This window comes from Flavobacterium sp., assembly GCF_036405015.1.
In the GTDB taxonomy this organism is placed as follows: Bacteria; Bacteroidota; Bacteroidia; order Flavobacteriales; family Flavobacteriaceae; genus Flavobacterium.
On sequence record NZ_DASWYK010000109.1, the window covers coordinates 1 to 24,941 of the forward strand.

General features: G+C 32.6%; 21 protein-coding genes and 1 pseudogene. 7 read left to right on the forward strand and 15 right to left on the reverse strand.

The genetic code is table 11. The features are described 5' to 3' along the window. From VGE71_RS08390 to VGE71_RS08415, 6 genes and pseudogenes are all read right to left on the reverse strand, one after another. Positions 1-182 (reverse strand): annotated as a pseudogene (locus tag VGE71_RS08390) (hypothetical protein); the annotation flags it as partial. Between the two features lie 229 nt (positions 183-411). Next, the gene (locus VGE71_RS08395) at positions 412-2,061 is read right to left on the reverse strand and encodes a mechanosensitive ion channel family protein (protein WP_331137920.1); all 1,650 of its coding nucleotides are present in this window, start codon (positions 2,059-2,061) and stop codon (positions 412-414) included. A gap of 95 nt (positions 2,062-2,156) precedes the next feature. After that, positions 2,157-3,626 (reverse strand): lipopolysaccharide biosynthesis protein, encoded by a 1,470-nt coding sequence (locus VGE71_RS08400; protein WP_331137921.1) that lies wholly within the window; start codon positions 3,624-3,626, stop codon positions 2,157-2,159. Positions 3,627-3,665: 39 nt separating this feature from the next. Next, complete coding sequence (locus VGE71_RS08405; RefSeq protein WP_331137922.1) at positions 3,666-4,952, reverse strand: glycosyltransferase family 4 protein; 1,287 nt, start codon at positions 4,950-4,952, stop codon at positions 3,666-3,668. A 69-nt stretch (positions 4,953-5,021) separates the two neighbouring features. Further along, positions 5,022-7,478 carry a YfhO family protein gene (locus tag VGE71_RS08410; protein ID WP_331137923.1) on the reverse strand — a complete coding sequence of 819 codons (2,457 nt, stop codon included), beginning with the start codon at positions 7,476-7,478 and terminating at the stop codon, positions 5,022-5,024. 49 nt (positions 7,479-7,527) lie between these two features. Beyond that, the gene (locus VGE71_RS08415) at positions 7,528-7,821 is read right to left on the reverse strand and encodes a DUF4834 family protein (RefSeq protein ID WP_274256016.1); all 294 of its coding nucleotides are present in this window, start codon (positions 7,819-7,821) and stop codon (positions 7,528-7,530) included. 122 nt (positions 7,822-7,943) lie between these two features. Between VGE71_RS08415 and VGE71_RS08420 the strand changes: the two genes are divergently transcribed. Both VGE71_RS08420 and VGE71_RS08425 read left to right on the forward strand, forming a co-directional pair. After that, the gene (locus VGE71_RS08420; protein ID WP_144214663.1) at positions 7,944-8,912 is read left to right on the forward strand and encodes a transporter; all 969 of its coding nucleotides are present in this window, start codon (positions 7,944-7,946) and stop codon (positions 8,910-8,912) included. A gap of 48 nt (positions 8,913-8,960) precedes the next feature. Beyond that, positions 8,961-10,079 (forward strand): GTP cyclohydrolase, encoded by a 1,119-nt coding sequence (locus tag VGE71_RS08425; protein WP_144214664.1) that lies wholly within the window; start codon positions 8,961-8,963, stop codon positions 10,077-10,079. Positions 10,080-10,197: 118 nt separating this feature from the next. Here the strand turns inward: VGE71_RS08425 and VGE71_RS08430 are convergent, their stop codons facing one another. Next, the gene (locus tag VGE71_RS08430) at positions 10,198-10,686 is read right to left on the reverse strand and encodes a hypothetical protein (protein ID WP_331137924.1); all 489 of its coding nucleotides are present in this window, start codon (positions 10,684-10,686) and stop codon (positions 10,198-10,200) included. 121 nt (positions 10,687-10,807) lie between these two features. Then, positions 10,808-12,067 (reverse strand): aminotransferase class I/II-fold pyridoxal phosphate-dependent enzyme, encoded by a 1,260-nt coding sequence (locus VGE71_RS08435; RefSeq protein WP_223705311.1) that lies wholly within the window; start codon positions 12,065-12,067, stop codon positions 10,808-10,810. A gap of 256 nt (positions 12,068-12,323) precedes the next feature. On the opposite strand from VGE71_RS08435, the gene nirK reads away from it, so the two are divergent. The 3 genes from nirK to VGE71_RS08450 are packed head-to-tail and all read left to right on the forward strand — an operon-like array spanning position 12,324 to position 15,178. Beyond that, positions 12,324-13,769 carry a copper-containing nitrite reductase gene (gene nirK, locus VGE71_RS08440; RefSeq protein WP_331137925.1) on the forward strand — a complete coding sequence of 482 codons (1,446 nt, stop codon included), beginning with the start codon at positions 12,324-12,326 and terminating at the stop codon, positions 13,767-13,769. 16 nt (positions 13,770-13,785) lie between these two features. Next, the gene (locus tag VGE71_RS08445) at positions 13,786-14,565 is read left to right on the forward strand and encodes a formylglycine-generating enzyme family protein (protein ID WP_331137926.1); all 780 of its coding nucleotides are present in this window, start codon (positions 13,786-13,788) and stop codon (positions 14,563-14,565) included. A gap of 16 nt (positions 14,566-14,581) precedes the next feature. Continuing rightward, positions 14,582-15,178: an SCO family protein gene (locus VGE71_RS08450; RefSeq protein ID WP_331137927.1), complete on the forward strand. Its 597-nt coding sequence runs from the start codon at positions 14,582-14,584 to the stop codon at positions 15,176-15,178. A gap of 547 nt (positions 15,179-15,725) precedes the next feature. Here the strand turns inward: VGE71_RS08450 and VGE71_RS08455 are convergent. The 5 genes from VGE71_RS08455 to VGE71_RS08475 all read right to left on the reverse strand — a co-directional run bounded on the left by VGE71_RS08455 (position 15,726) and on the right by VGE71_RS08475 (position 21,202). Further along, entirely contained in the window at positions 15,726-16,937 is a 1,212-nt protein-coding gene (locus VGE71_RS08455; protein ID WP_331137928.1) for a hypothetical protein, read from the reverse strand. Positions 16,938-17,119: 182 nt separating this feature from the next. After that, the gene (gene ric / locus VGE71_RS08460; protein WP_331137929.1) at positions 17,120-17,851 is read right to left on the reverse strand and encodes an iron-sulfur cluster repair di-iron protein; all 732 of its coding nucleotides are present in this window, start codon (positions 17,849-17,851) and stop codon (positions 17,120-17,122) included. Between the two features lie 23 nt (positions 17,852-17,874). Further along, positions 17,875-20,112 (reverse strand): nitric-oxide reductase large subunit, encoded by a 2,238-nt coding sequence (locus VGE71_RS08465; RefSeq protein WP_331137930.1) that lies wholly within the window; start codon positions 20,110-20,112, stop codon positions 17,875-17,877. 90 nt (positions 20,113-20,202) lie between these two features. Continuing rightward, positions 20,203-20,730, reverse strand: coding sequence for an azurin (gene azu / locus VGE71_RS08470; RefSeq protein WP_331137931.1), 528 nt, complete (start codon positions 20,728-20,730; stop codon positions 20,203-20,205). Positions 20,731-20,752: 22 nt separating this feature from the next. Beyond that, positions 20,753-21,202 (reverse strand): Rrf2 family transcriptional regulator, encoded by a 450-nt coding sequence (locus tag VGE71_RS08475; RefSeq protein WP_331137932.1) that lies wholly within the window; start codon positions 21,200-21,202, stop codon positions 20,753-20,755. A gap of 201 nt (positions 21,203-21,403) precedes the next feature. Between VGE71_RS08475 and VGE71_RS08480 the strand changes: the two genes are divergently transcribed. Then, a complete protein-coding gene (locus VGE71_RS08480; protein WP_144214676.1) occupies positions 21,404-22,183 on the forward strand; it encodes an NYN domain-containing protein in 780 nt (259 codons plus the stop codon). A 36-nt stretch (positions 22,184-22,219) separates the two neighbouring features. After that, positions 22,220-23,734 carry an FMN-binding glutamate synthase family protein gene (locus VGE71_RS08485; RefSeq protein ID WP_331137933.1) on the forward strand — a complete coding sequence of 505 codons (1,515 nt, stop codon included), beginning with the start codon at positions 22,220-22,222 and terminating at the stop codon, positions 23,732-23,734. A gap of 51 nt (positions 23,735-23,785) precedes the next feature. Here the strand turns inward: VGE71_RS08485 and VGE71_RS08490 are convergent, their stop codons facing one another. Together VGE71_RS08490 and VGE71_RS08495 are read right to left on the reverse strand one after the other, a co-directional pair. Next, a complete protein-coding gene (locus VGE71_RS08490; RefSeq protein WP_331137934.1) occupies positions 23,786-24,217 on the reverse strand; it encodes a hypothetical protein in 432 nt (143 codons plus the stop codon). Positions 24,218-24,483: 266 nt separating this feature from the next. Further along, positions 24,484-24,891 carry a hypothetical protein gene (locus tag VGE71_RS08495; RefSeq protein WP_331137935.1) on the reverse strand — a complete coding sequence of 136 codons (408 nt, stop codon included), beginning with the start codon at positions 24,889-24,891 and terminating at the stop codon, positions 24,484-24,486. Between the last annotated feature and the right edge of the window lie 50 nt (positions 24,892-24,941).

A 24,941-nucleotide genomic window follows, 5' to 3' on the forward strand; every position in this document is an offset into this window, starting at 1 on the left:
AGAGTTAAACAAAAAATCATAAAATTTAAACTGTGATTAACTACTTTTCCTCCTTTTGATAAGACAGCGAAAAGGAATTCATCATTTCTTTCTTCTAAAGTAAATCCATTATGAACTTTGTTTGATATCATATTTGAAAATACTTGCATGCTTTGTTCTTGGCTGAGATGGTTGTCTTTCATAATTATTCAATTCTACATTAATCCATAAACTTTTTCTTGCACATTTTATTGCAAAACTACTCAATATTAAATAATAATAAAATACCTACATTTAGTGATTTTGTTAGAAATAATTCTGCAATTTCTTCTAAGTAGTATTAAATTTTCAGACTAAAGTTAATTTTTATCTAATTAATTACAAAATAAATACATGTTAAAATTTATTATTTAATAACTAATTTTCAATTGCTTAACTTTTCCCCTTCAAATTGAAAGCTGGTGTTTCATAATCATTTGGTAAATAGTCAGGCGGAATTGTTGTGGTATTTCCATCTCTTAGAGCACTATAATGAGGAGACATGATTTCGATTCCTGCTGCATTAAAAGAATCTTGAATATTTTGATGAAGTGACGAATAAATTCTGGGCTGTTTTGTTGGCTCCTTGGTATAAACATTGATTTGATAAGCAACATAAAAATCTTCTAAACTAGTTTGTAGAACAAATGGACTTGGCTCTTTCTCAATCATTTCAGTATTCAAAGCCGCTTCAATTAAAGCCGCATGAACAGATGCCCACGGAACATCATAACCAATTGTTACCGTGGTATGAATCAATAGACCATTTGTAGATTGCTTTGTATTTGCTGAAAAATTTGTAGATGTACTTGATAAAACTGTAGCATTAGGAATCGTAATATCTTCAAATTTTGGAGTTCTTATTCTAGTCACCAAAGCTGTTTTTTCGACCACTTCTCCGCTTACGTCGCCAATCTTTATATAATCACCAATTTTAAACGGACGCATATAAGTAATCACAAGCCCAGCCACCATATTAGCAATAGCATTGGAAGATCCGAGTGAGAACAAAACACCAACAAATACCGAAACGCCTTTGAATATAGAAGAATCCGAACCCGGTAGATAAGGAAAAATAATAACCAGCATAAAGGCATACATCAATAACCTAATTATATTAAATGTAGGCAAAGCCCAGTCACTATAAAAACCGTCTATTTTAATGTTTTCGGATTTTATTTCATCAAAGAAAAACTTTATCACTTTCAATGAATATTTAAAAATGATGATGATCACAATGATGGTAAATAAACTTGGAAGAAAACCCACAAATCCCATAAAAGCAGATTTTGCAGGAGTCAAAATCCATTTAAGAAGTGTTGTAGTATATTCTTTTGTTGCAGGGAAAATACTAAACAAAATAGGAAGTGAGAGATAAACAATTAAAACAAGTGTAACAATCTTTACAAACCCAAAAAAACGAAGAAATAAAAACAGTTGCTTCTCAGGAGACAATATTTTAACTGTATTATAATTTAACCCTTTAAAATATCTTGCGTTATTCTTAATAATATATTTCTTTACGAGATTGAATATTTTTCCCGCCAAAAACAATATTAAACCAATAATCAGAACCAGCAGAACTGTATATCCGAATCTTTTTGGAAGTTGAGAATAATTTTCATTCTGATAAATTATTGCCTTTCTAATCATCTTCAAATTACGATCAGCGATAAAAGATCTTGTCTGATCCTCAGATTTTCCATCCGATTCTAAAACCGACATTATCACCAAATCGCTTTTGTAAACGATATCTGTCGAAACCTCAGAAGGTATAATTTTTAGAGAGTCTTTTTCAAAAAAAGATTCATTGTAAAGCCTTTTTATCTTATTTGAAATGTATTCTGCACGTTCTTTTGCAGGAAATGATCCTACATTATTGTAAACGTAAAAAAGTGTGTCTTTAAAAGGACTTACGGGATAACCTTTCGTATTTGTTTGTACAACTACAGAATCTGTCTTCTCCTTACTGGTTTGTGCCTCTGTAGAAGATGACAATAAAAAAAGAAAAAATGCGAATAACTTAAGTAATTTTATTTTCATATTCTGTTAGAAATAAATTAGTTATGCTTTCTAACAAATATAAAAACAAAAAAGGTGTTATTTTAAATTTCTTATATTTTTCCTACAACCAAAAATTAAATTTTAATTCCTATCTTCTTCAAAATAGAATCGATAACATTATTGATGTCTGGAGAGATTTTGAATTTATAGTTTAAGTACACATACAGAATTGTCACTAAAATAGATTTTAATGCAATACTAATCAACTGGAAAAATGGAAATTCCCAGAAATAAAATAGAAGAAATAAAGCAAATGTCAGAAGTATTGAATAAACAGTCTGATTGGTAAAAGGATATAAATGAAGCTTTTTAACCACAAAAAGCAATTTAGCCACACTATATAAAGTAATCGACAAAAGTGTCGCAAATGCAGAGCCGAAAATTCCAAAAATCGGGATAAATATCATATTTAAGACTACAGTCAAAACAACCAACATTAAACCTAAATACAATACCATTCGGTAATATTTTGTATTAAAGATGATAGCATTGTTGTTTCCTAAAATCAAATCGAAATATTTAGAAAGCCCAATCATAAATACTACCGGAATTCCTCCACTATATTCTTTTGGAACTAATTCGTACAACTGATCGATATTTACAAAAATACAAAGCATTACAAATCCACCCACAATTTGCAGATTGATAGACGTTTTTTTGTACAATTGATTTAGTTCATCATGTTTATTTTCGTGCATCAGTTTAGCTGTGATAGGATACACAATTTGATGCATCGCACGGCTTGGAACCGAAATCACTAAGGCAATGTATGTCGCAACAGAATAAAACGCAATATTGTCAATAATCATATATTGATTCAAAATCATTTTATCTCCATCTAATAGTAAATTAGCAACACTACCGGACAAAATAATATAAAAGGAATAAACCAATATATCTTTTGAGTTTTCTGGTTTTGTAAACTGAAATACTGGCTTTTTAATATTAAATGCATAAAACATCGTAACTAAAAATGCTAGCAAATACAGAATAGCAGTTGCATATACAAATCCTTCAACGCTAAGTACGTTATAATAAACCGCTATCAGTAAAAACAAAGAGAACAATCGCAAACCGATTTCCTTAATAAAATTACCAAAAACAGAATGCATATGAACGCGCGCCCAAGCATAAAAGATTTCAAAATAAGCCATCGTTAAACCTATAAAAGGGATTAACCAAATATAACTTTTAACAATCGCATTCTTTTTTGACAAAAAGAACAAAATCTCATCATAAAAGCAAAGTCCGATTAAGATCAGCGGAATTATCAACAGGATTGGAAATAAAACTGTGAAGGATAAAAATCGATTTTTTTCTTCTTCGGTTTTATATTGAGAATAAAATTTTACTAATGTATTTTGCATTCCAATAGCAAACAACGGCATTATAACATTTGCACTAGAAGTAATGTAATTCGTTAAACCATAAAAAGTGGCTCCAAGAAAAATTGGATATAAATAAAGCGTATTAATGGCTCCGATACCAAAACCAATATATGTAATTACAGTGTTTTTAAAAGACTGATTTAAGACAATACCCATTTCTTGAGTTTAGATTGTGTAATTTAAATTTTCAATTGATTATTTCTTAATCAGTTGTGATAACTGTTTGGTTAGGTTTTTTCGAGAATATTGCTGTAAACCAATTCCATGCGATTGCAATTTCCCTTCTAAAAACTGATTAAAAAAGTCCAAAATTACACTTTTTAGCTTCGCTTTTTCAGAATAATCAAAAAATACTCCAGTATTCGTTTGCGTTACGATATCTGCAAAATCAGAACCTTGTGGTCCAATGGCAATTATCGGTCGGTTTGAAACCATATATTCGAACAATTTACCTGGAATAATACTCTTCGTATCTTCAGAATTAATCTCTATTAAAAGTAAAACCTGAGATTTTCTTTGATGTGCAACTGCTTCTTTATGTGAAACATAACCCACTAAATTCAAATAATCATTTAATTGATGTTCCTTTATTGCATCTAAAACCTCCTGACTTACAGCTCCAATTAGTTTGATTTCTAAATGAGATTTAAATTCTGGAATTTCTTGAAGCAATTCAACCAAAACATCCCATAAAAAAGGCGGATTTCGATCTGATAAAAAAGAACCAATATGTGCTAGAGTAAATTTGGCATCTAAGGTTTGCTTTTCGACCGTTTCCACATCATAACCATTTGTAATGACTGTAATTGGCTTATCAGTAATGGCTTGAAATTCTGTTTTTGTTGTTTTACTAGTTACAATAATTTCGTCTGCAGAATTCAATACTTTATGCTCTAAACTTTTGTGCTTTTTCTCAGCATAAGAAGATAATCGAAGTGCTTTATGATAACCAATCGTTGTCCATGGATCACGAAAATCTGCAAACCATTTTACTTTTAATTTTTGTTGTAATTCTAAACCAATTAAATGCAAACTATGCGGTGGTCCGGAAGTTACAATCGTATCAATATTATTTTCCTGAATGTATTTTTCTAAATAAGAAACAGATGGTTTTACCCAAAAAACACGGGCATCTGGAATAAAAAGATTTCCACGAACCCAAAGAAAAGTTTTATCTAAAAAAGTCTGTTTTTTCTTTTGCGGAAAAATTCCAGAACTGATTTTCTTGGTTTTATTTTTTGAAAATATAGAAGCCAATTGATAAGGCTCCCAAATTTTATTCTTTAAAACAATTACTTTATCTGATATTTCGCTTACCAATCCTTCATCAACAATTGGATAAGTTGGATTTTCCGGAACATAAACAATAGGTTGTACATCGAATTCTGGCAGATATTTTACAAATTTTAACCAACGTTGTACACCTGGTCCTCCTGCAGGCGGAAAATAATAGGTAATTATTAAAAGTTTTTTTTGTTCCATTTAGGATTGATTCAGTTCCACAGAGATTCGTAAAGAAATATTCACGGAGTACTCGCAAAGTTTTAAAATTTATTTTTGAGTATCTCCGTTATTGCTTTGTGAATCTTTACGGAAGAATTTTTCAAAATAAACACCTCCAAGTAACAGCAACAACATTCCGATTGAACTAATTAAAGTAATTGTTCCTCCTGTTTTTATTACTTGTGGTTCAAACTTGAATTCTATCGTATGTTTTCCACCTGGAATTTCCATTGCTCTTAATACATAATCAACAGGGAAATGATCTGTCAACTGACCATCTATATAAGCATTCCAGCCGTTTTTATAATACATTTCAGAGAAAACAGCCAAACCGTCTTTTGCATTATCCGATTTATATTTGATATAATTTGGTTTGTATTCTACCACTTTAATTGTTCCACTTGTGTCCCAAGGCTTCTTTAATCTAGCATTAGGGAATTTACCTTCGTGTTCATGAACATTAAAAACCGCTACTTTTTTAGTATCCAAAGTATTCAGTGCTTTCATGACATCATCTGGTTTGTTTACTAGTTTTACCGAACTTACAAACCAAGCATTTCCGTTAGCATCTGGATTAACAGTCGGAATTTGATTTCCTTCCTTGTCTACCTGAATTACATACTTAACATTTAACATATTAAGTATTTCAAGATTGTTTTTAGCAATTTGATAATCATACAATTGCTGCATTCTTCTAGGTCTTACAGCACTGTAGCCTCCAATTGTTTTATGAAAATAAGAAGATCTTCCTTGCAATTGTCCCTGAAGATCAAAAACACGATAAATTGAAGTATCTTTTAAAATCTGAGAATCAGCAGGTGTTTCCTGAAAAGGAGCTGCAATCTGAACTGGACTCACAAAATCTTTTGCAGAAACGTATTTTTTGTCTACAAAAAACAAATCAAAAATCATCACAATTCCCACTACAATCAATGTAGTTGTTTGAGAAAATCTATTTTTAATAAACATCCAAAGAACCACAAAAGTAACTACGATTAAAAATCCAGATCTTAATAAATCTGCATAATACATCGTTACTCGATCTTCTTTTAATGCATCGACGAAGTCTGGTCCGTAGCTTTCCATGAAATATTGGTCACTTGCACCTGTAAAATGGAAAAAGCTTTTAGCAATCAATAATATAACCAATATTCCTAAACCGAAAACTCCTGTTTGAACTAATGCTTTTTGTTGTAATTTAGGCTCATCTTTAGCTTTAAAAAAGGATTGTAATCCCATAACAGCAAGTACAGGAAAACATAGCTCTAAAATAACCTGAATAGAAGATACAGCCCTAAACTTATCATACATTGGAACATACTCTATAAAAAAGTTTGTCAGTAAAGAGAAATTTTTTCCCCAAGAAAGTACCAATGTAAATAAAGCACCTGATAAGAATACATATTTGATTTTTCTTTCATCAATAAATAAAGCTAAAACAGCTAAAAAGAACACAACTGCTCCAATATAAGCTGGTGCAGATACTATTGGCTGATCTCCCCAATAAGTTGGCATTCCAGAAACAAAGTCTTTTGCTTGTCCCTCTGGAACTCCTTTTTCTAACATGAAAGCATACATACGACTATCTGTACCTACATTTTCATGACTTGATCCTCCAAATATTCTTGGAGCGATTAAATTTAAACTTTCTGCTATACCGTAACTATATTCTGTGATATAATCGGTTGTCATTGAGGCAGTAGTTTCATTTTTTGATCCGTCCGGATTAAAAGTCAACTCGCTTTTGTCTCTTATACTGTATTTAGCGTACTCACTTGTTGCTAATAAATTTCCAGCATTAGCTCCAATTGCAAAAATTCCTGCAACGATTAAAGTTCCGATTGAAATTAATAACGGTTTGTATTCTTTGTTTTTAATAAATTCAAAAGCATAATAACCTGAAAGTATCAGTAAGAAAATCAATAAATAATAGGTCATTTGAAAGTGATTGGCATTCACTTCTAATGCTACTGCAAACATGGTGAGTAAACCTCCCCAAATGTATTTTTTCTGAAAGACGAGTATAAATCCAGCGATTACCAAAGGTATATAAGCAATAGCATGTGCTTTTGCATTATGACCAACTCCTAAAATGATGATCATATAAGTTGAAAAACCAAATGCAATGGCTCCGATAAAAGCCTTTAACGGATCGGTTTTTAAAACCAATAACAAACCATAAAATCCAAAGAAATATAAAAATAAATAATCTGCAGGACGTGGTAGAAAACGAAGAACGTCATCTATTTTACCCACAAAATCATACGGATAATTTGCCCCAAGCTGATAAGTTGGCATACCACCAAAAGCAGAATTAGTCCAATAAGGTTCTGCATTTTCCATCGCTCTAAAATCATTCTGCTCTTTTGCCATTCCGGTATATTGAGCAATATCTGACTGGAAAATTTGCTTTCCTTGTAGAACTGGATAAAAATAAATTAATGAAACAAGAATAAAGCCCAGTATAACAAGGGCATGCGGATAGAACTTATTTACTATTTTCAATTTTGGGTGGTTTGGGTTAAAATGAATCCTAAATTTTCAGGACACAAATCTAATCTATTTCTTCGTAATCAACATACTCTCCCACTTTTTTGGTTTCTCGCGGGTTTTTAGCATTAGCAGTATTAATGATTATTTCATCATTATTATTGGTATTGTGATTATTTTGATATGTATTTCCCTGATTATATTGCTGTTGTTGTCTTTGAAAATTCTCACTAGCATTTTCTACAGCCTTTTTAACCAATACTGGCAAAAAGATTCTAGCTAAGAATTTAAAAATGTAATAAAAAGCTATAACCCACATGATGGTTTTAAACAAACCTGAAAATGACGCTTCTTGCATAACTATAATTTTTTTTCAAAATTAATAAATCCGTTGCTTAAAAATAAAATATGAATCTTAAATAAATAATAAAATATGTACATTTGATATGCGTTATTATATTTTAACCCAAAAAAAATTATATGTTTAAAATTAAAAACTTACTCGCCCCGGTACTTTTTTTTATTCCACAACTGTTTTTTGCGCAATATACTGATGTCATTAATTCAAATCGTCCAGGCGAAACCATGTCAGCATATGGAGTTGGAAAATCAGTAATTCAGGCTGAACTTGGTGTTTACGGCATTAAAGAAAAACACGATTTATTAGATTATGATGCCAGCGGTTTTGGTACTGATTTAACACTGAGATATGGTGCTTTTCTTGAAAAATTAGAATTTGTTCTTGATTTGCAGTATCAAATGGAAAATTTTGACACACCTTATACCAGTTACAAGAAAAACAATTTCAGACAAACTGTTTTAGGAGCTAAATATCTTATTTATGATCCTTATAAAAACTATAAAAAAGAAGTTAATATTTACAGCTACAAAGCCAATCGAAATTTCCAATGGCGTGAGTTGATTCCGGCTGTTTCTGTTTTTGCGGGAGCCAATTTTGTTGGAGCCCAAAATCCATATTATTTTTCACCAGATGGTGCCATTTCTCCTAAAGTTTCTTTGATTACTCAAAACTTATTTGGAGGTGGATCATGGGTTTTTGTAACCAATATTATTGCAGATTATATCGGTACTGACTACCCAAGTTACGGATATGTATTAACTTTGACCCACGGATTCAACGACAAATGGTCTGGTTTTGTTGAAAATCAAGGATATAAAAGCGATTTCTATAGCGATTCAATTCTTCGCGGTGGTGCTGCTTATCTTCTTTCTTCTAACATGCAGGTCGATGCTTCGATAAGTACAAATTTTAAGAATACTCCATCAATATTATACGGAGGAGTTGGTATATCATGGCGTTACGACGGATGGTACAAAGAAAAAGTAATCGAAGCTAAAAACGATGCCAGAGCCAAAAAGAATATGGACAATGAAAAAAGTGTCGATTATCAGGAAAAAGAAAGAAGACGTAAATCTAAATACGAATAAAATTAATAACCCAAAAACTCTACAAAAGAGACACTCAATACCATATTAATGATCACAATTAAAGAAGCTAAAAGCAAAAAAGAATTAACGGAATATATCAAATTTCCTTTTTCACTTTATAAAGACAGTCCATATTGGGTACCGCCAATTATTGCTGATGAATTAGAGTCATTTGATAAAACCAAAAACCCTGCTTTTGATAATGCTGAAGCTTATTTCTATTTGGCTTACAGAGACAATAAAATTGTAGGTCGTATCACCGCAATTATAAACTGGTCTGAAGTAAACAATCAGCATAAACGAAAAGTACGTTTTGGCTGGTTTGATGTAATTGATGATATTGAAGTGACAAAAGCTTTATTGGAAAAAGTTTTTGAATTGGGAAGAAAACACAATCTAGAACATGCCGAAGGTCCAATGGGATTTTCGAATTTAGATAAAGTTGGAGTTCTTACAGAAGGTTACGATCAAGTCGGAACTATGATTACTTGGTATAATCATCCATATTATGTAACGCACTTAGAGCAATTAGGATTTCAAGTTGAAAAACAATATATCGAAAGTATATTTCCTTTCTCAAACGTAAAACCAGAGTTCTTCCAAAAAGCTCAAGAATTAATTAAAAAACGTTACGGCTTAAAAGCGCTTAATTTTACTAAAACAAAAGACATTATGCCTCACGTGGACAAAATGTTTGATTTGTTTAATGAATCTTATGAGAAACTGGCTTCGTTTGTAGCTATTTCTGATGTTCAAAAGGAATATTTTAAAAAGAAATATATCAGTTTTATCAATCCTGAGTATATTAAATTTGTGGTTGACAAAGATGATAATCTAGTCGCTTTTAGTATTGTAATGCCTAGTTTTGTTGAGGCTTTACAGAAAATAAAGGGAAAATTATTTCCTTTTGGTTTTCTTCAATTATTAAAAGCAAAAAAACACAGTAAAGATGTGGTTTTCTATTTGATAGGAGTTCGTCCTGAATATCAAAACAAAGGTGTAACGGCTATTATTTTTGACGAATATTACAAGACTTTTTCTGCTAAAGGAATCCAGAAATGTATTAGAACTCCAGAATTATTAGAAAACAACGCTATTCATTTACTTTGGAAAAATTTTGATCCGACCATTCACTGTCAGAGAAAGACTTATTTGAAGAATCTTTAGTTTAGTTTTCAGTCGCAGTTACAGTTTTCAATTATTGAAATTTTCAATTTGAGATTAAGACATAAAAAAAATCCATTCGCCCCCAACGAATGGATTTTAACTTCATAGTCACTTTCATTTATTCTACTTTACAATCGACTTTTGTCAACGTATTTTTTGCATCAAATTTCAGCTTGGTTTTATCTTTAAAAGAAACTTTGTTATTTGCCTCTACAACATCACCGTAACCTTCAATAAAAGCACCATCTTTTTGTAGAAAAGCAACTTCTCTTACAGACGAAACTCCTTCAGAACTAAAAGTATAATCGGCAATCAAAGTATCTCCTTTCATATTTCCGATCAGACTTCCTTCATTTTTATCTTTTCCAACCAAGTTATAACTTAGTTTTCCGTTTACTTCCTGATGTGAATTTACATTAAAACTCATTTCTATAACGCTTCCGTTTAATCTCCAGGCATAACATTGATCTCCTGCAGGCTCAACAAGTTCAGCTTCTTTTGGTGGATTTGGTGTAATTTGTACTGGCTCTGTTGTGGTTGTTTCTTTTTTACAAGAAGCCAAAATTGACAAAGCAAGTACTGCTGTTAGTGTTAGTACTTTTTTCATATTCCTCATTTTTATTTTGTGATTATGAATTAAAGTTACTTCAAATAAAAAAAATCCATTCGCATAACGAATGGATTTTTTTTACATAATTCCCATGTTTGGAAATCTATTTTTTAAATCATTACGAAACGTCTACAGTTGTACGTTCTGCAATTTCTTTATAAGTTCCGTTTGTCAATTTCTCACGAATTGCTTCAAAAGCAGTTAACGTTTCTTCGATATCTGCTAAAGTATGAGAAGCTGTTGGTATCATTCTTAATAAAATGATTCCTTTTGGAATAACTGGATATACCACGATAGAAAGGAAAATACCGTAATTTTCTCTTAAATCATTAACCATTACCATTGCTTCAGGAATACTTCCTTCTAAGTAAACTGGTGTAATACAAGTATTAGTATCTCCAATATTAAATCCTTTTTCTTTAAGACCGTTTTGCAATGCATTTACGTTTTCCCAAAGTTTATCTTTAATAGCAGAAGATTTACGTAACAACTCTAAACGTTTCAAAGAACCAATTGTCTGAATCATTGGTAATGCTTTTGCAAACATTTGAGAACGCAAATTATATTTCAAGTAATCGATAACTGTTTTATCAGCTGCTACGAAAGCTCCGATATTAGCCATAGATTTTGCAAAAGTAGAGAAGTAAACATCAATTTGATCTTGAACTCCTTGCTCCTCACCTGCTCCAGCACCTGTTTTTCCTAAAGTACCAAAACCGTGAGCATCATCTACTAATAATCTGAAATTGTATTTTTGCTTTAAAGCAGCGATTTCTTTCAATTTTCCTTGCTGACCACGCATTCCAAAAACACCTTCAGTAATAAACAAAATACCTCCACCTGTTTCTTCTGCCATTTTAGTAGCACGTTGCAAGTTTTTCTCCATACTTTCCAAATCATTGTGTTTGTATGTGAAACGTTTACCCATGTGTAAACGAACACCATCAATGATACAAGCATGTGAATCTACATCATAAACAATAATGTCATTTTTAGTAACCAAAGCATCAATGATAGAAACCATTCCTTGGTAACCAAAATTTAATAAATAAGCAGATTCTTTCATTACGAATTCAGCCAATTCATTTTCTAATTGCTCATGGTACGTAGTGTGTCCAGACATCATACGAGCTCCCATCGGATAAGCTGCACCAAACTGAATTGCCGCATCTGTATCTGCCTGACGAACTTCTGGATGATTTGCTAGACCTAAATAATCATTTAAACTCCAGTTTAAAATATTTTTTCCGTGAAATTGCATTCTAGGACCCAACTCTCCTTCCAATTTAGGAAAAACATAGTAGCCTTCTGCCTGAGAAGCCCATTTCCCTAATGGTCCTTTATTGTCCTGAATTCTTTCGAATAAATCTTTTACCATAATATATTGTAGTAATTTTTTTTACTTTATCAGCGAGCAAAAATAATCAATATTAATTTAAAATGAAGAGCCTCAATTATTTTTATTTAAAAATAATCAGCAGATTTTTTTTTGCAAGATTTACCTTAAACTATCTCACCACATTATCATCAGAAATGAATTAAAATAATCCTCAAATATGATTTTTATCATAATAAAAGATAAAATTGTCTTTTATTTTTGATTCATATTTAAACGAAAACAAAAACCAAGTAATATGAAAAGAAATAACAAGATTTGGACTAAAATGAGCATGCTTGTATGTTCATTTTTCATGCTTCTTTTATTAGGCAGCTGCAAAAAAGACGAAGCTAAAAACTATGCTGATATTATGACAGAAGGAGAAATGGAAGCTGAACTTACGTCGCCTCCTCATGTTCCTAAACCAGTTGGAAACAGAACAGCCATGAAATTAAAACTGAACATGGAAATCAAAGAACAAGAAGGTACCATGACCGACGGTGTAAAATATACCTATTGGACATTTGGAGGTTCTGTTCCTGGAAGTTTTATCAGAACACGTGTGGGTGACGAGGTTGAATTTCACTTAAAAAACCATCCTGACAACAAATTACCACACAACATCGATTTACATGCCGTAACAGGGCCAGGCGGCGGTGCAACCTCATCTCTTGTAGCTCCTGGACACGAAAAAGTATTTAGTTTTAAAGTAATCAATCCAGGATTGTATGTGTATCATTGTGCTACGGCTCCTGTGGGAATGCATATTGCAAATGGTATGTACGGACTAATTTTGGTTGAACCTGAAGGCGGACTTCCACCTGTTGACAAAGAATACTACGTAATGCAGGGTGATTTTTACACTCAAGGTGAATATGGAGCAAAAGGTCTTCAACCTTTCGACATGAACAAAGCAGTTAAAGAAACTCCCGATTATGTTGTATTTAACGGAAAAGTAGGTGCTTTAACAAATGGAGGTGAATTGACAGCAAAAGTGGGTGAAACTGTTCGTTTATATGTTGGAAATGGTGGACCGAACTTAGTTTCTTCTTTCCACGTAATCGGAGAAATATTCGACAGTGTACACGTTGAAGGCGGAAGCACAATTAATAAAAATGTGCAAACTACTTTGATTCCTGCTGGAGGCGCTGCTATTGTAGATTTTAAAGTAGAAACTCCTGGAACTTTCATTTTGGTGGATCACTCTATTTTTAGAGCTTTCAATAAAGGAGCATTGGGAATGTTGAAAGTGGAAGGAAAAGAAAATAAAAATGTTTACTCTGGTACTATTCAAGAAGGTATTTACTTACCTGAAGGCGGAACAATTCAGAAAATGCCAGGAACTACAGCAGCAAAAACTGAAATTCCAAAACGAACTGTTGCCGAGAAGGTTAAAATTGGTAAAGAAATTTTCGGTACAACTTGTTTTGCCTGTCACCAATCTGAAGGGCAAGGAATTCCGAATACTTTCCCTCCTTTGGCAAAATCAGATTATTTAAATGCCGATTCTAAACGTGCTATTAATACCATTCTGCATGGTTTGACTGGAGAAGTAACTGTTAATGGTAAAAAATACAACAACATAATGCCTGCTCAGAATTTATCTGATGATGAAATTGCCAATGTACTAACCTATATCTATAACAGCTGGGGCAATAATAAAACAGAAATTACTCCTGAAATGGTAAAAGCATTAAGATAACAGCAAAACTTCTAGCATGAAAAAATACATTTTCATACTTACAATTTTCTTTTTCTCTGTGGTTAGTGTCATGAAGGCTCAGGAAAAAGGAATGGCATTCATAAAAGAGGGATCTTTTGTCCCTCTTTATGGAGCCGTTTCTAAAAAACCTGTTGAAGTAAAATCTTTTTACATCGACATTTATCCCGTTACAAATCATGAATTTTTAGAATTTGTTAAAAAAAATCCTTCTTATCAGAAATCAAAAATTAAAGGAATCTTTGCCGACAAAAGCTATTTGTCTTACTGGAAAACTGATTTTGATTTTGGAAATGCAAAACCTAATTCGCCAGTTACAGGTGTTTCTTGGTTTGCAGCGAAAAAATACTGTGAATGCGAAGGAAAACGTCTAGCCACCATGGATGAATGGGAATATGTAGCAATGGCAGATACTAAAAAAATCGATGCCAGAACTAAGAAAGAATTCAACGAATATATTTTGTCTTGGTACGAGAAATCGAAAACGTATGAAAATGAAATTGGAAAAACTTTCAAAAATTATTGGGGAGTTTACGACATGCACGGTTTAGTCTGGGAATGGACATCTGACTTCAACAGCATTTTTTTATCTGGAGAATCCAGAAAAGATAAAAGCAATGACAAAAACCTTTTCTGCGGAAGTGGATCTGTAAATGCATCCGATTTAATGGATTATGCTGCTTTTATGCGTTACGCCTTTAGAGGAAGTTTAAAAGCACAGTATTCTACAAGAAATCTTGGCTTTAGATGCGCCAGTACAACAAAACCGAAAATCTAATTTAAATGAGTTTACAATGAAAAAAATAGCAATTGCTTTTCTTCTTCTCTTTACATTTTACAGCTGTAAAGAAGCAGATAAAAAAGAAGTTAAAGCAGAAACAAAAAAGGAAATCAGCGATTTATCGATTTATAATCTTCCTTCAAAATGGACAACGCAAGACGGAAAAGATATTGAATTGAAAAGCCTTAGAGGAAATGTTTTGGTAATGGTTATGATTTATACGAGTTGTAAATCGGCTTGTCCTAGATTGGTTGCCGATATGCGCGATATCGAATCTAAACTGGAGAAACAAACCAAACAGCATGTCAAATTGATTTTGGTTAGTATCGATCCAAATACAGATACTCCTGAAAGATTAAAATCGTTTGCCATTGAAAACAAAATGAATCAAGATCCTTGGATTTTCCTTCGTTCAACAGAAGAAAACACTCGTGAATTTGCAGCAGTTTTGGCCGTAAATTATAAAAAAATCTCTCCGATAGATTTCTCACATTCGAACATTATCAGTGTTTTTAATCCTGAAGGCGAATTGATTTTTCAGCAAGAAGGTTTAGGCGTAAATAACGATAAAACAATTGAAACTATAAATATGGAAGCAGGGAAAATATAAAAACATAATTTTTAAACACATAGAAACATAGATTTTTAAAAGGATCGAAAAAGAGAATTTAAAAAAATCTAGATTTTAAAACATAGTACTATGTGAATTGATGCAAGTGAAATGCCTTTTATTGAGGTTCTAAACTATGTTTCTATGTGTTTAAATAAAATTTCATTAGATAAATAGGTTAATTAGTAAGAAACAAGAGCAGGTTTATGATAAAATCGGCTCTTGTTTTTTTATATGAAGTTTATGTTCAGAAGAATTTGCACATAAAAGCTTCGGAGAAGCGAAATATCTATAGAAAACATTATACGTCAAGTTTTAAAGCTCCAGCGGAGCGACATATTTCTCAGGTTACCAACTTATAATACAAATATTATTCTAAACATATTTCGCCCCGCTGGGGCTCTTTACTCTTTATCAAAACGTTTTCTATAAATATACCGCTCCGCTGGAGCTTTTTTCCTTCGTCAAATGTCCTCTATAAATTTTTCGCTTCGCTGGAGCTCTACTATCTTATTTTTCTACAAACATGCCATTCCTCTGGGACTTTTTATTCTGCACGTTCTTTTATTATTGAACTAAATACTAAAATTAATCCCAAAACCAAAAGAATACTAAAAATCAAGATACTCTGAAAATATCCTGGAATACTTCCTTTTCCAAAAAAGAAAAACCAACCTTGAAGAAATAGCAAAACTTCGGTCAAAATATATCCTGAAATAAAACACTTCACTCCTATTTTTAATATTGAAGAATTGGCAGCAAACATTTTATTCTGAAGCAGAATTCCAAACAGAAAACCAGTTATAATTCCCAAAGTCGTTAAGTGAATAAATCCAATTACAAAATTTCTGATTTGATGTGAAACTTCAGCTAAATTTGGAAAAATGGTTAGTAATTGAATTCCGACTTTCAGAAATAAAGAACACAAAGCCAAACCATAAACTATTTTAGTCGTTTTATCTAAAGTGCTTTTGAAATGTTTTATTTGCGGTTTGAGCATTTTATAGAAATAAATAAAAGCTCCTAATTGAAGCAAAACTCCTAAAACATTGATATAACTTAAAATATCATTTTCGATAAACCAGCGAACGGGGAAACAAACCGTTAAAAGCGTAGAAACAATCATTAAAAAGTAAAACTTCTTAAACTTTACCTCATCCATTTTATCTTGAAATTGTTTTAAAAACAAAGCCAAAATCGCCAATATAAACCATCCATTAAATTGAAAATGAAGAAAAAACTGAATCGCAATCTGATAAAAAGCACTTTGTTTTCCTAACGTACTTACAGCTGGTCCGAGACACCAAACTCCAAAAGTCGATAAAATCATAAACAGAATCGAAACCAATAAAAGTTTTTGTGATGGCGATTTATCTCTGGAACAATCTTTCCAAACCAAACGACAAAAAATATAACTCAGGAAAATATGCAGAGTAGAAAAAACAATCGAAAACAAAGCATAGCCTTGAATTGGGAAAGCCACCATCATTCCGATTACCGAAAACTCTGTCAACCAAAACAAACGGTTATAAATAGCCTTCTGACTTTTCTCTTTCGGAATAAAAAAATGAACTACCAAAACATAAACAATCATATAAACCCAGCCCAGCATCGCCACATGTGAATGTGCATGAAGCAGAAAGCTATAGTTTAGAAAATCTAAAGGAAAGAGATACATAAACCGCATTAACAATCCGAAAACACAAGCAATCAGAAAATTAAAAAAACAGCAAAGTATCCAAGCTTTTTGAGAATTCATAATATTAAATTTTATAACCATATAAGTCATATAAGAAATTATAAGTTTAGTTTAAATGAACTTATATGACTTATATGGTTTAAAAGTTATCCGTTAAAAATAAGATTTCTTGAAATAAAAAACACCGATAATTATCATGTTTAGATATTTTATCGGTGCTTTTCCACTATTAAAATTAACCTCTATTCTACTTCAACAAAGTCTTTTTCTAAAATCACAGCTTTTGGAAATAAAATATTGTTTTCCAAATGAATGTGTTTGTGTAAATCGGCTTCAAACTCTTTCAGCATCGCAAAAGTTACTCTGTATGTGGTACACGCGTCTGCTGGCGGTGTGTAATTATCTGTTAAGGCTGCAATTTCTCTAAAACGCTCACCTTCATTATCATGTTCGTGCATCATCATCGCAATCGGATTTGAAACAGTTCCGAATGAAGGTTGAGCTAAAATCCCGTCAGATTCTTTCGTTTTTACCATTCTTTTTACAAATGGAAATAAGACCAATTCTTCTTTTTTCATGTGTTGTGATAATTCACCTGCACAACCTTGGAACAATTCGTTTATTTTAAATAATTCTGGATGATTTGCACCGTGAACTTTACACAATTTATCTAAGAACGGAAGTAAAACATTTGTTTTTTCTTCTACATAACGGTGGTGCGTTTTCTCGATATAATCTGCCAATAAATCTAAAGGCCATGAATTAAAATCGATACTTCCATTGTTTTCTGATTGCACAACTTGCAAGACATTTTCTAATAAAGTATCGGCATCAATATTTTGTTTTTCACAAACTTCAGTTACTGTTCGGTTTCCTTTGCAGCAAAAATCAATTCTATATTTTGAGAACACTGCAGCTGTTCTAAAATCTTCAGCTACAAACGATCCTATTGTTTTGTTTTTTAAATTTTCCATGATAATCAATATTAAATTTGTTTTTATTTTTTGTTTTTTAAGGTCAGTTCAAATACAAACCAAGCCATGGTAATAAATCCGATTCCGAAAATTGAATCTCCGATTGCACGAAGCCATTTCAAGGTAATCATAGCCGGCTGTTGCATTAATTCTGATGAACGTGCATACCACATTCCGTGATTGATACTTTCAATTGCTTGCCAAACTCCAATTGGAAGTAAGCTCAGAATTGCCATTAGAAATAAACCAATATTTAAAGACCAGAAAGTAATTTTTAGCAGTTTGTTGTTCCAACTTACATTTCGGTATAAACTTCTTAATACAAATAATACCAGTCCAATTCCTAACATTCCATAAACCCCGAATAAGGCCGTATGTCCGTGTAAAGGTGTTGTATTTAAACCTTGTACATAATACAATGCAATTGGCGGATTAATGATAAATCCGAAGATTCCAGCTCCAAGGAAATTCCAAAAGGCAACAGAAATCATAAAGTAAATTGGCCATTTGTAATCGGCGATCCATTGTGTTGATTTTGAGATTTTATAGTTTTGATACGCTTCAAATCCGATTAAAGTTAAAGGCACAACTTCTAAAGCACTGAATGTTGCTCCCAAAGCCATAATTGCGGTTGGAGTTCCAGAGAAATACAAGTGGTGGAATGTTCCTAAAATACCTCCAGACATGAAAATGATTGTCGCAAAAAGCACATTTAAAGTCGCTGTTTTGGTTTTTAATAATCCCAAACGAACAAATAAGAACGCGATTACAACTGTTGCAAATACTTCGAAGAAACCTTCAACCCAAAGGTGCACTACCCACCATCTCCAATATTCGGCAATAGCTAAATTGGTTTGTCTTCCCCACATTAATCCAGCTCCGTAGAACATGGCAATTGCAGCACAAGAAACTAAGAACAAAATGATTAAGTTTTTCTCTTCTGTTTTTTTCTTTAAAACTGGAAGTAAAGGTCGAATCATTAAAGCCAACCATAAAAACAATCCCACTAAAAGAAAAATCTGCCAGAAACGACCTAAATCAACATATTCGTAACCTTGATGACCAAACCAGAAGTTTTGAACCAAATTTAATTTCTGCATCACACCAAACCATTGTCCTGCCATTGATCCTAAAACAATAATCAATAAAGCGATAAACAAGAAGTTGATACCAAAACATTGAAATTTAGGATCTTTACCAGAAACTGCTGGAGCAATATACAATCCGGTTGCCAGCCAAGCCGTTGCGATCCAGAAAATTGCCAATTGTGTGTGCCAAGTACGTGTTACAGCGTAAGGCAGAATTTTATCAATTGGAATTCCGTACAAACCATTTCCTTCAACTCCATAATGCGCTGTAATGATTCCGAAAACCATTTGTAAAACCATCAGCAAACTCACAATCCAGAAATATTTGGTTACCAATCCCATAGATTTGGTTTTGCCCTGCTTAATCAGCGGATCTTCTTTTGGAAGTGGAAATTCTTCTTCTTCTTCACCCGATTTTGCGTGATAAAAAACTAAAATTCCAACACTTAAAATCAATAAAATAATACTAACCCCAGACCACGCTAAAAGTTCTGTTGTTGCGGTATTTCCAACCAAATCATCTGCAGGCCAGTTATGTGTGTACGAAATATCTCCATCAGGACGATTGGTAACTGTCGCCCAAGTTGCCCAAAAGAAAAAGGCATTCATTTTATGCATTCTTTCAACATCTGTAATCGAGTTTTTCGGAATAGCATAGTCGCCTCTCAGTTTATCAAATTTCGGATCATTCGTAAACAGACCTTTATAATATTCGCTTAGATTTTCAATCGCTGCCAAACGGTTTTCAGAAATGGTCAAAATCCCCGTATCTGGATTGTAACGATTGGTTCTTACATCTTTTTGAAGACGAATTTTTAATGCTGATTGTTTTTCGGCATCTAATTCTTCATACTTTTTATTAAAATCTTTTTGGGCATAAAGATCCAGTATAAAAACTGCTTCTCTATGCAACCAATCAGCGGTCCAGTCTGGGGCCACATAGGCGCCGTGTCCCCAGATAGATCCCACTTCCTGGCCTCCTATACTCTGCCAGATATTTTGTCCGTCTTTAATTTCGCTTTCGCTAAAAACAATTTTTCCTGAATCGGTTACAATTTCTTTTGGTACTGGTGGTGCCTGCTGATAAATTTCATAACCGTAATAACCAAGCACTGCAAATGATATACTCATTACCAATGCAAAAATCAGCCACAATTTTTTTTCTCTTTTCATCTTTTTTTAATTCAATAAAAGACAATTTTATCTTTTATTAGTTTTTAAAAAAACTCCAAATCCATTTTCGGCATTTGGAGTCTTTATTATTTACTCAACAATTAAAACACCTTTCATCATGGCTACGTGACCAGGGAAAGAGCAAATAAATGGATAAGATCCTTTTTTATCAATTGTAAATTCGATTGTATCTTCTTCTCCACCACCTATTAATTTAGTATGAGCGATAATTGAAGCTTTTTCAGATTCCGGAATATAATCAGTTGCTTTGGCATCATTCGCTTTTAAAGCAAAAGCAGATTGATCTGTTCCTTCTTGTAAAATTACCAAATTGTGACCCATTGCTTCTTTTGGAATTTTACCAACATGTTTTAAAGTCAATTTGATTGGTTTTCCTGCAACAGCTTTTAATTCATTTACATTGAATTGCATTTGGTCGTTTCCTTCAATAACTAAAACATTTTCTTCAGCAGCTGGTGTTACTGGTGCAGCTTCTCCTTCTGTCGATGGCTCAGTTGTTTCTGTCTGATCAGCCGGAGCTGTTTCTTTTTTACCGCAAGAAGTAACTGCTAAAAATCCCATTAGGATTAGTACTGAAATTTTGGTTTTTGTATTCATTTTTAAGATAATTTATTATATGTTAATCGTTTATGTTTAATGTTTTTAAAAAGAAATCGCCCGATTTTACGTCTGAAGCCAATTGTTCTAAAGTCGTCTTTGTGAGCATTTCTAAAAGTAAACTTCTTATTTTTTTAAATTCATGATGAACAGGACAAGGATGTACTTCAGAACATTCTTTAAGGCCAATTCCGCAACCACTGTAAATTTTATTTCCATCAATGGCATCAACAATTTGAATTAACTTTATGGATTTGGATGCTTCTGGAGAAACTTCAAAACCGCCTCCTACTCCTTTTGCCGAATGAATGATGCCGTTTTTGGTTAAAATCTGCATAATCTTGGCCGTGAACGGTTCTGGAGAATCGATCTCTTTCGCTACATCTTTTATTCCAACCCTGATCCCTTTTGAGGATTTCGTTGCAATAAATATTGAAGCTCTTATTCCGTATTCACACGCTTTTGAAAACATACATCCTTTTATTAATTCTCTACAAAGATATAGAGGTTTTATATAAAAGACAAATTTATCTTTAATTAATTTTCAATCGAAGAAAACTTATTTATAATGAAAATAATTTATACTGATTTAATCACTTATTTATCATTCAATTCTTATAAAAACCAATTTTAATTTTAACTTTGAGAGTATTTAATTTTTAATATTAAAATAATGCCTTTAAGCAATTCAAAAGATTTAAAACTGGCAGTTCTGATTGATGCAGATAATGTGCCTTACAGTAATGTAAAAGGCATGATGGAAGAAATTGCAAAGCTCGGAACGCCAACTACGAAAAGGATTTATGCCGACTGGACAAAACCAAATGCAAATGGCTGGAAAGGTGTTTTATTAGAACATGCGATCACTCCTATTCAACAATATAGTTATACAGTTGGAAAAAATTCTTCAGATTCTGCTCTGATTATTGATGCAATGGATTTACTGTATTCGGGCAAATTAGACGGATTCTGTATTGTGTCCAGCGATAGCGATTTTACAAGACTTGCTGTACGACTTCGTGAATCAGGAATGAAAGTAATTGGAATTGGAGAAAAGAAAACGCCAAACTCCTTTATTGTTGCCTGCGACCGATTTATTTACATTGAGGTTTTGGATGGAGCAACTCAAAAGAAAAAACCAAAAACTGTTGCCGCCGATACCAAAAAGCCAGTTGAAAAACCTGCCGAGAAAGCACTTCATAAAATCGACAAACAAACCATCGAATTGATTGAAGATACAATCGAAGACATTGAAGATGATGATGGCTGGGCATTTCTTGGCGATGTCGGCAATTTGATTGTAAAGAAAAAACCTGAGTTTGACCCTCGAAACTATGGTTTTTCGAAACTTACGCCTATGCTGAAATCTCTGACTGATTTTCTTGAAATCGACGAAAGAGAATCGGACAAAAAAGGAATCAAACACGTTTATGTACGTTTAAGATTCAACTAACTATCGCATTTATTACCTATTTAATTTTTTAAAAACATGAGAAAGAAATTCTTTATTTACGGATTCTTATTGTTTCTAATTGTTGCCGCAATTTACTATTACACTGGAAGAGGTTATTTACTGGTTTTTATTATTCCAATTTTATTGATTGTTGGAGCTTATAATGCTTCGCAAAAGAAACATGCTATTTTACGAAACTTCCCTGTTTTGGGCTATTTCAGATATTTGTTTGAAATGATTGCGCCTGAAATTCAGCAATATTTTATTGAAAGATCTACAGACGGAAAACCTTTTTCCAGAAATCAACGTTCATTGGTTTATCAAAGAGCTAAAAATATTGATTCGAGTACGCCTTTTGGAACTCAGTTAAACTTAAATACAGAAAACTACGAAGGAATCAAACATTCTATTTTTCCAGCAAAAGTGAATGAAGAACTGCCTCGCGTTTTAGTTGGCGGGAAAGATTGCAAACAACCTTATTCTGCTTCTTTATTTAATGTTTCGGCTATGAGTTTTGGTTCCTTAAGCGAACATGCGGTTCGCGCCATTAATATTGGAGCAAAAAAAGGAAACTTCTACCAGAATACAGGAGAAGGTGGTTTGACTGAATTTCACTTAGCCGGTGGTGGCGACATCACTTGGCAGATTGGAACAGGATATTTTGGATGTCGTGATGCAGAAGGAAATTTCAGTCCAGAAAACTTTAAGGAAAAAGCCAATCTTCCAAACGTAAAAATGATTGAAATTAAACTTTCGCAAGGTGCAAAACCTGGTCACGGAGGAGTACTTCCAGCTGCGAAAAACACAGAACAGATTGCCAAAATCAGAGGTGTTGTGCCACATACAATGATTCTTTCTCCTCCCGGACACCATGCTTTTTCTGATGCGAAAGGATTAATTCATTTCATCAAACAATTGCGTGATTTGTCTAACGGAAAACCAATCGGATTTAAATTATGTATTGGAAATACTGCTGAATTTGAAGCTATTTGTCAAGAAATGATAAACGAAGATATTTATCCTGATTTCATTACCGTTGACGGAGCTGAAGGAGGAACGGGCGCTGCACCTTTAGAATTTGCTGATGGCGTTGGAATGCCTTTTGAGCCTGCTTTAATTTTCGTAAATCAAACTTTGGTTCGCTTAGGAATTCGTGATAAAATGCGCATTATCGGAAGCGGAAAAATTATTTCTGGTTTTTCTATATTACATGCCATTGCTTTGGGTGCAGATATGTGTAATAGCGCAAGAGGCTTTATGTTCTCTTTAGGTTGTATTCAGGCTTTACGTTGTCATAATAACGAATGTCCGACTGGAGTTGCCACTCAAAACAAAATGTTGATGAAAGGTTTAGTTGTTACAGACAAATCAGATCGTGTATATCATTTTCATAAAAATACACTTCATTCTGCCAACGAACTTTTGGCAGCAGCAGGAAAAAGCAGTTTTGCCGATGTAGATATCAATATCTTTATGCGTGGTGATGAATTTGCCAATTTATCTGATCAGTATTTTCCAGATAACCTGAAAAACGTAACTCAGTTCTCTTAAATAAAAAAAGCCTCTTAAATAGAGGCTTTTTTCTTTTAAATCTATTTTTAATTACAATTTTGCTGTTTCTTTATTTTGTGTTGCTTCTCCTTCTAGAGCTGCTAATTCTTCCTGACCTACTAATTTTTGAGCCAAAATAGCATTGTTATAAGCTAAGAAATAAACGTCAAACTTTACTCCTTCAGCAATAAGAGAAGATGAAATTTGATCATTTTTAATCATTTCTTTCAATAAATCAGGAAAAGATTCTTCGTAGGCTATTCTGTTTGCATCTGTTTCCTCTAAATTCGTTTCAATTCTAATTTCAATTTTGTTGTCATTTAGAAAAGCTTTCGCTGCTGTACTCGTAATTCCATGTCCTTTTATAGACGATGAATTATTGTAACTACTTACATGTTCCTGAATTTTCTGTTTGGTGTTTTTACAGCTAACTAAAAAAAGTGCAAAAGCCAATGCAAATGCGATTTGGGTAATTTTTTTCATAAATTATTGGTTTTATAGTTATTTTTTAACTCAAACATAACTAATTTATAATATAAAAACAACATTAAACTAAAAAAACCATTACATAATGCTTTGAATACAAATCATTTATATCCAAAAATTGCAAAATTTTGTAAGAATAAAAGAGTAGATTTTACACTTAACTTTTAACTATAAATACAAAAAAGTCTCTTTAAATTAAAACTTAAAGAGACCTTCAATATGTAAGAATTAAACTCGTATCTTTTTAAACTAAATCTGATACTTTATTTCAAAAAATCTTTAAGAGATTCTCCTGTTAGCACTTCCTTATCAAAAACAGTATTGTCATCTGCCAGAAAATAAACATCAAATTGTACACCTTCCTCAATTAGCTGTCTTGGAATTTCGTCTTTTTCAATCATCAATTTGATTAATTTAGGAAAAGAAATAACAGAAGCTGCTTTATTCGTTTCGTTTTGCTCTAAATTGGTTTCAAATCGCAGCTCAATTTTATCATCATTGATATAACCTCTCGCTGTTGTAAGTGTTACATCATCGGCTCTAAAACTTGGTGCAATAGTTTTATTATATGTCACAACATACTCCTGAAGTTTCTGTTTAGTATTTTTACAGCTTGCTAGTAGAAACACCATCATTATTGCAAATGCAATTTGGCTTATTTTCTTGATCATAATTTTTCTATTTTAATTTTTGAAGTCTTAATAATGCCTCAAGATAGTAA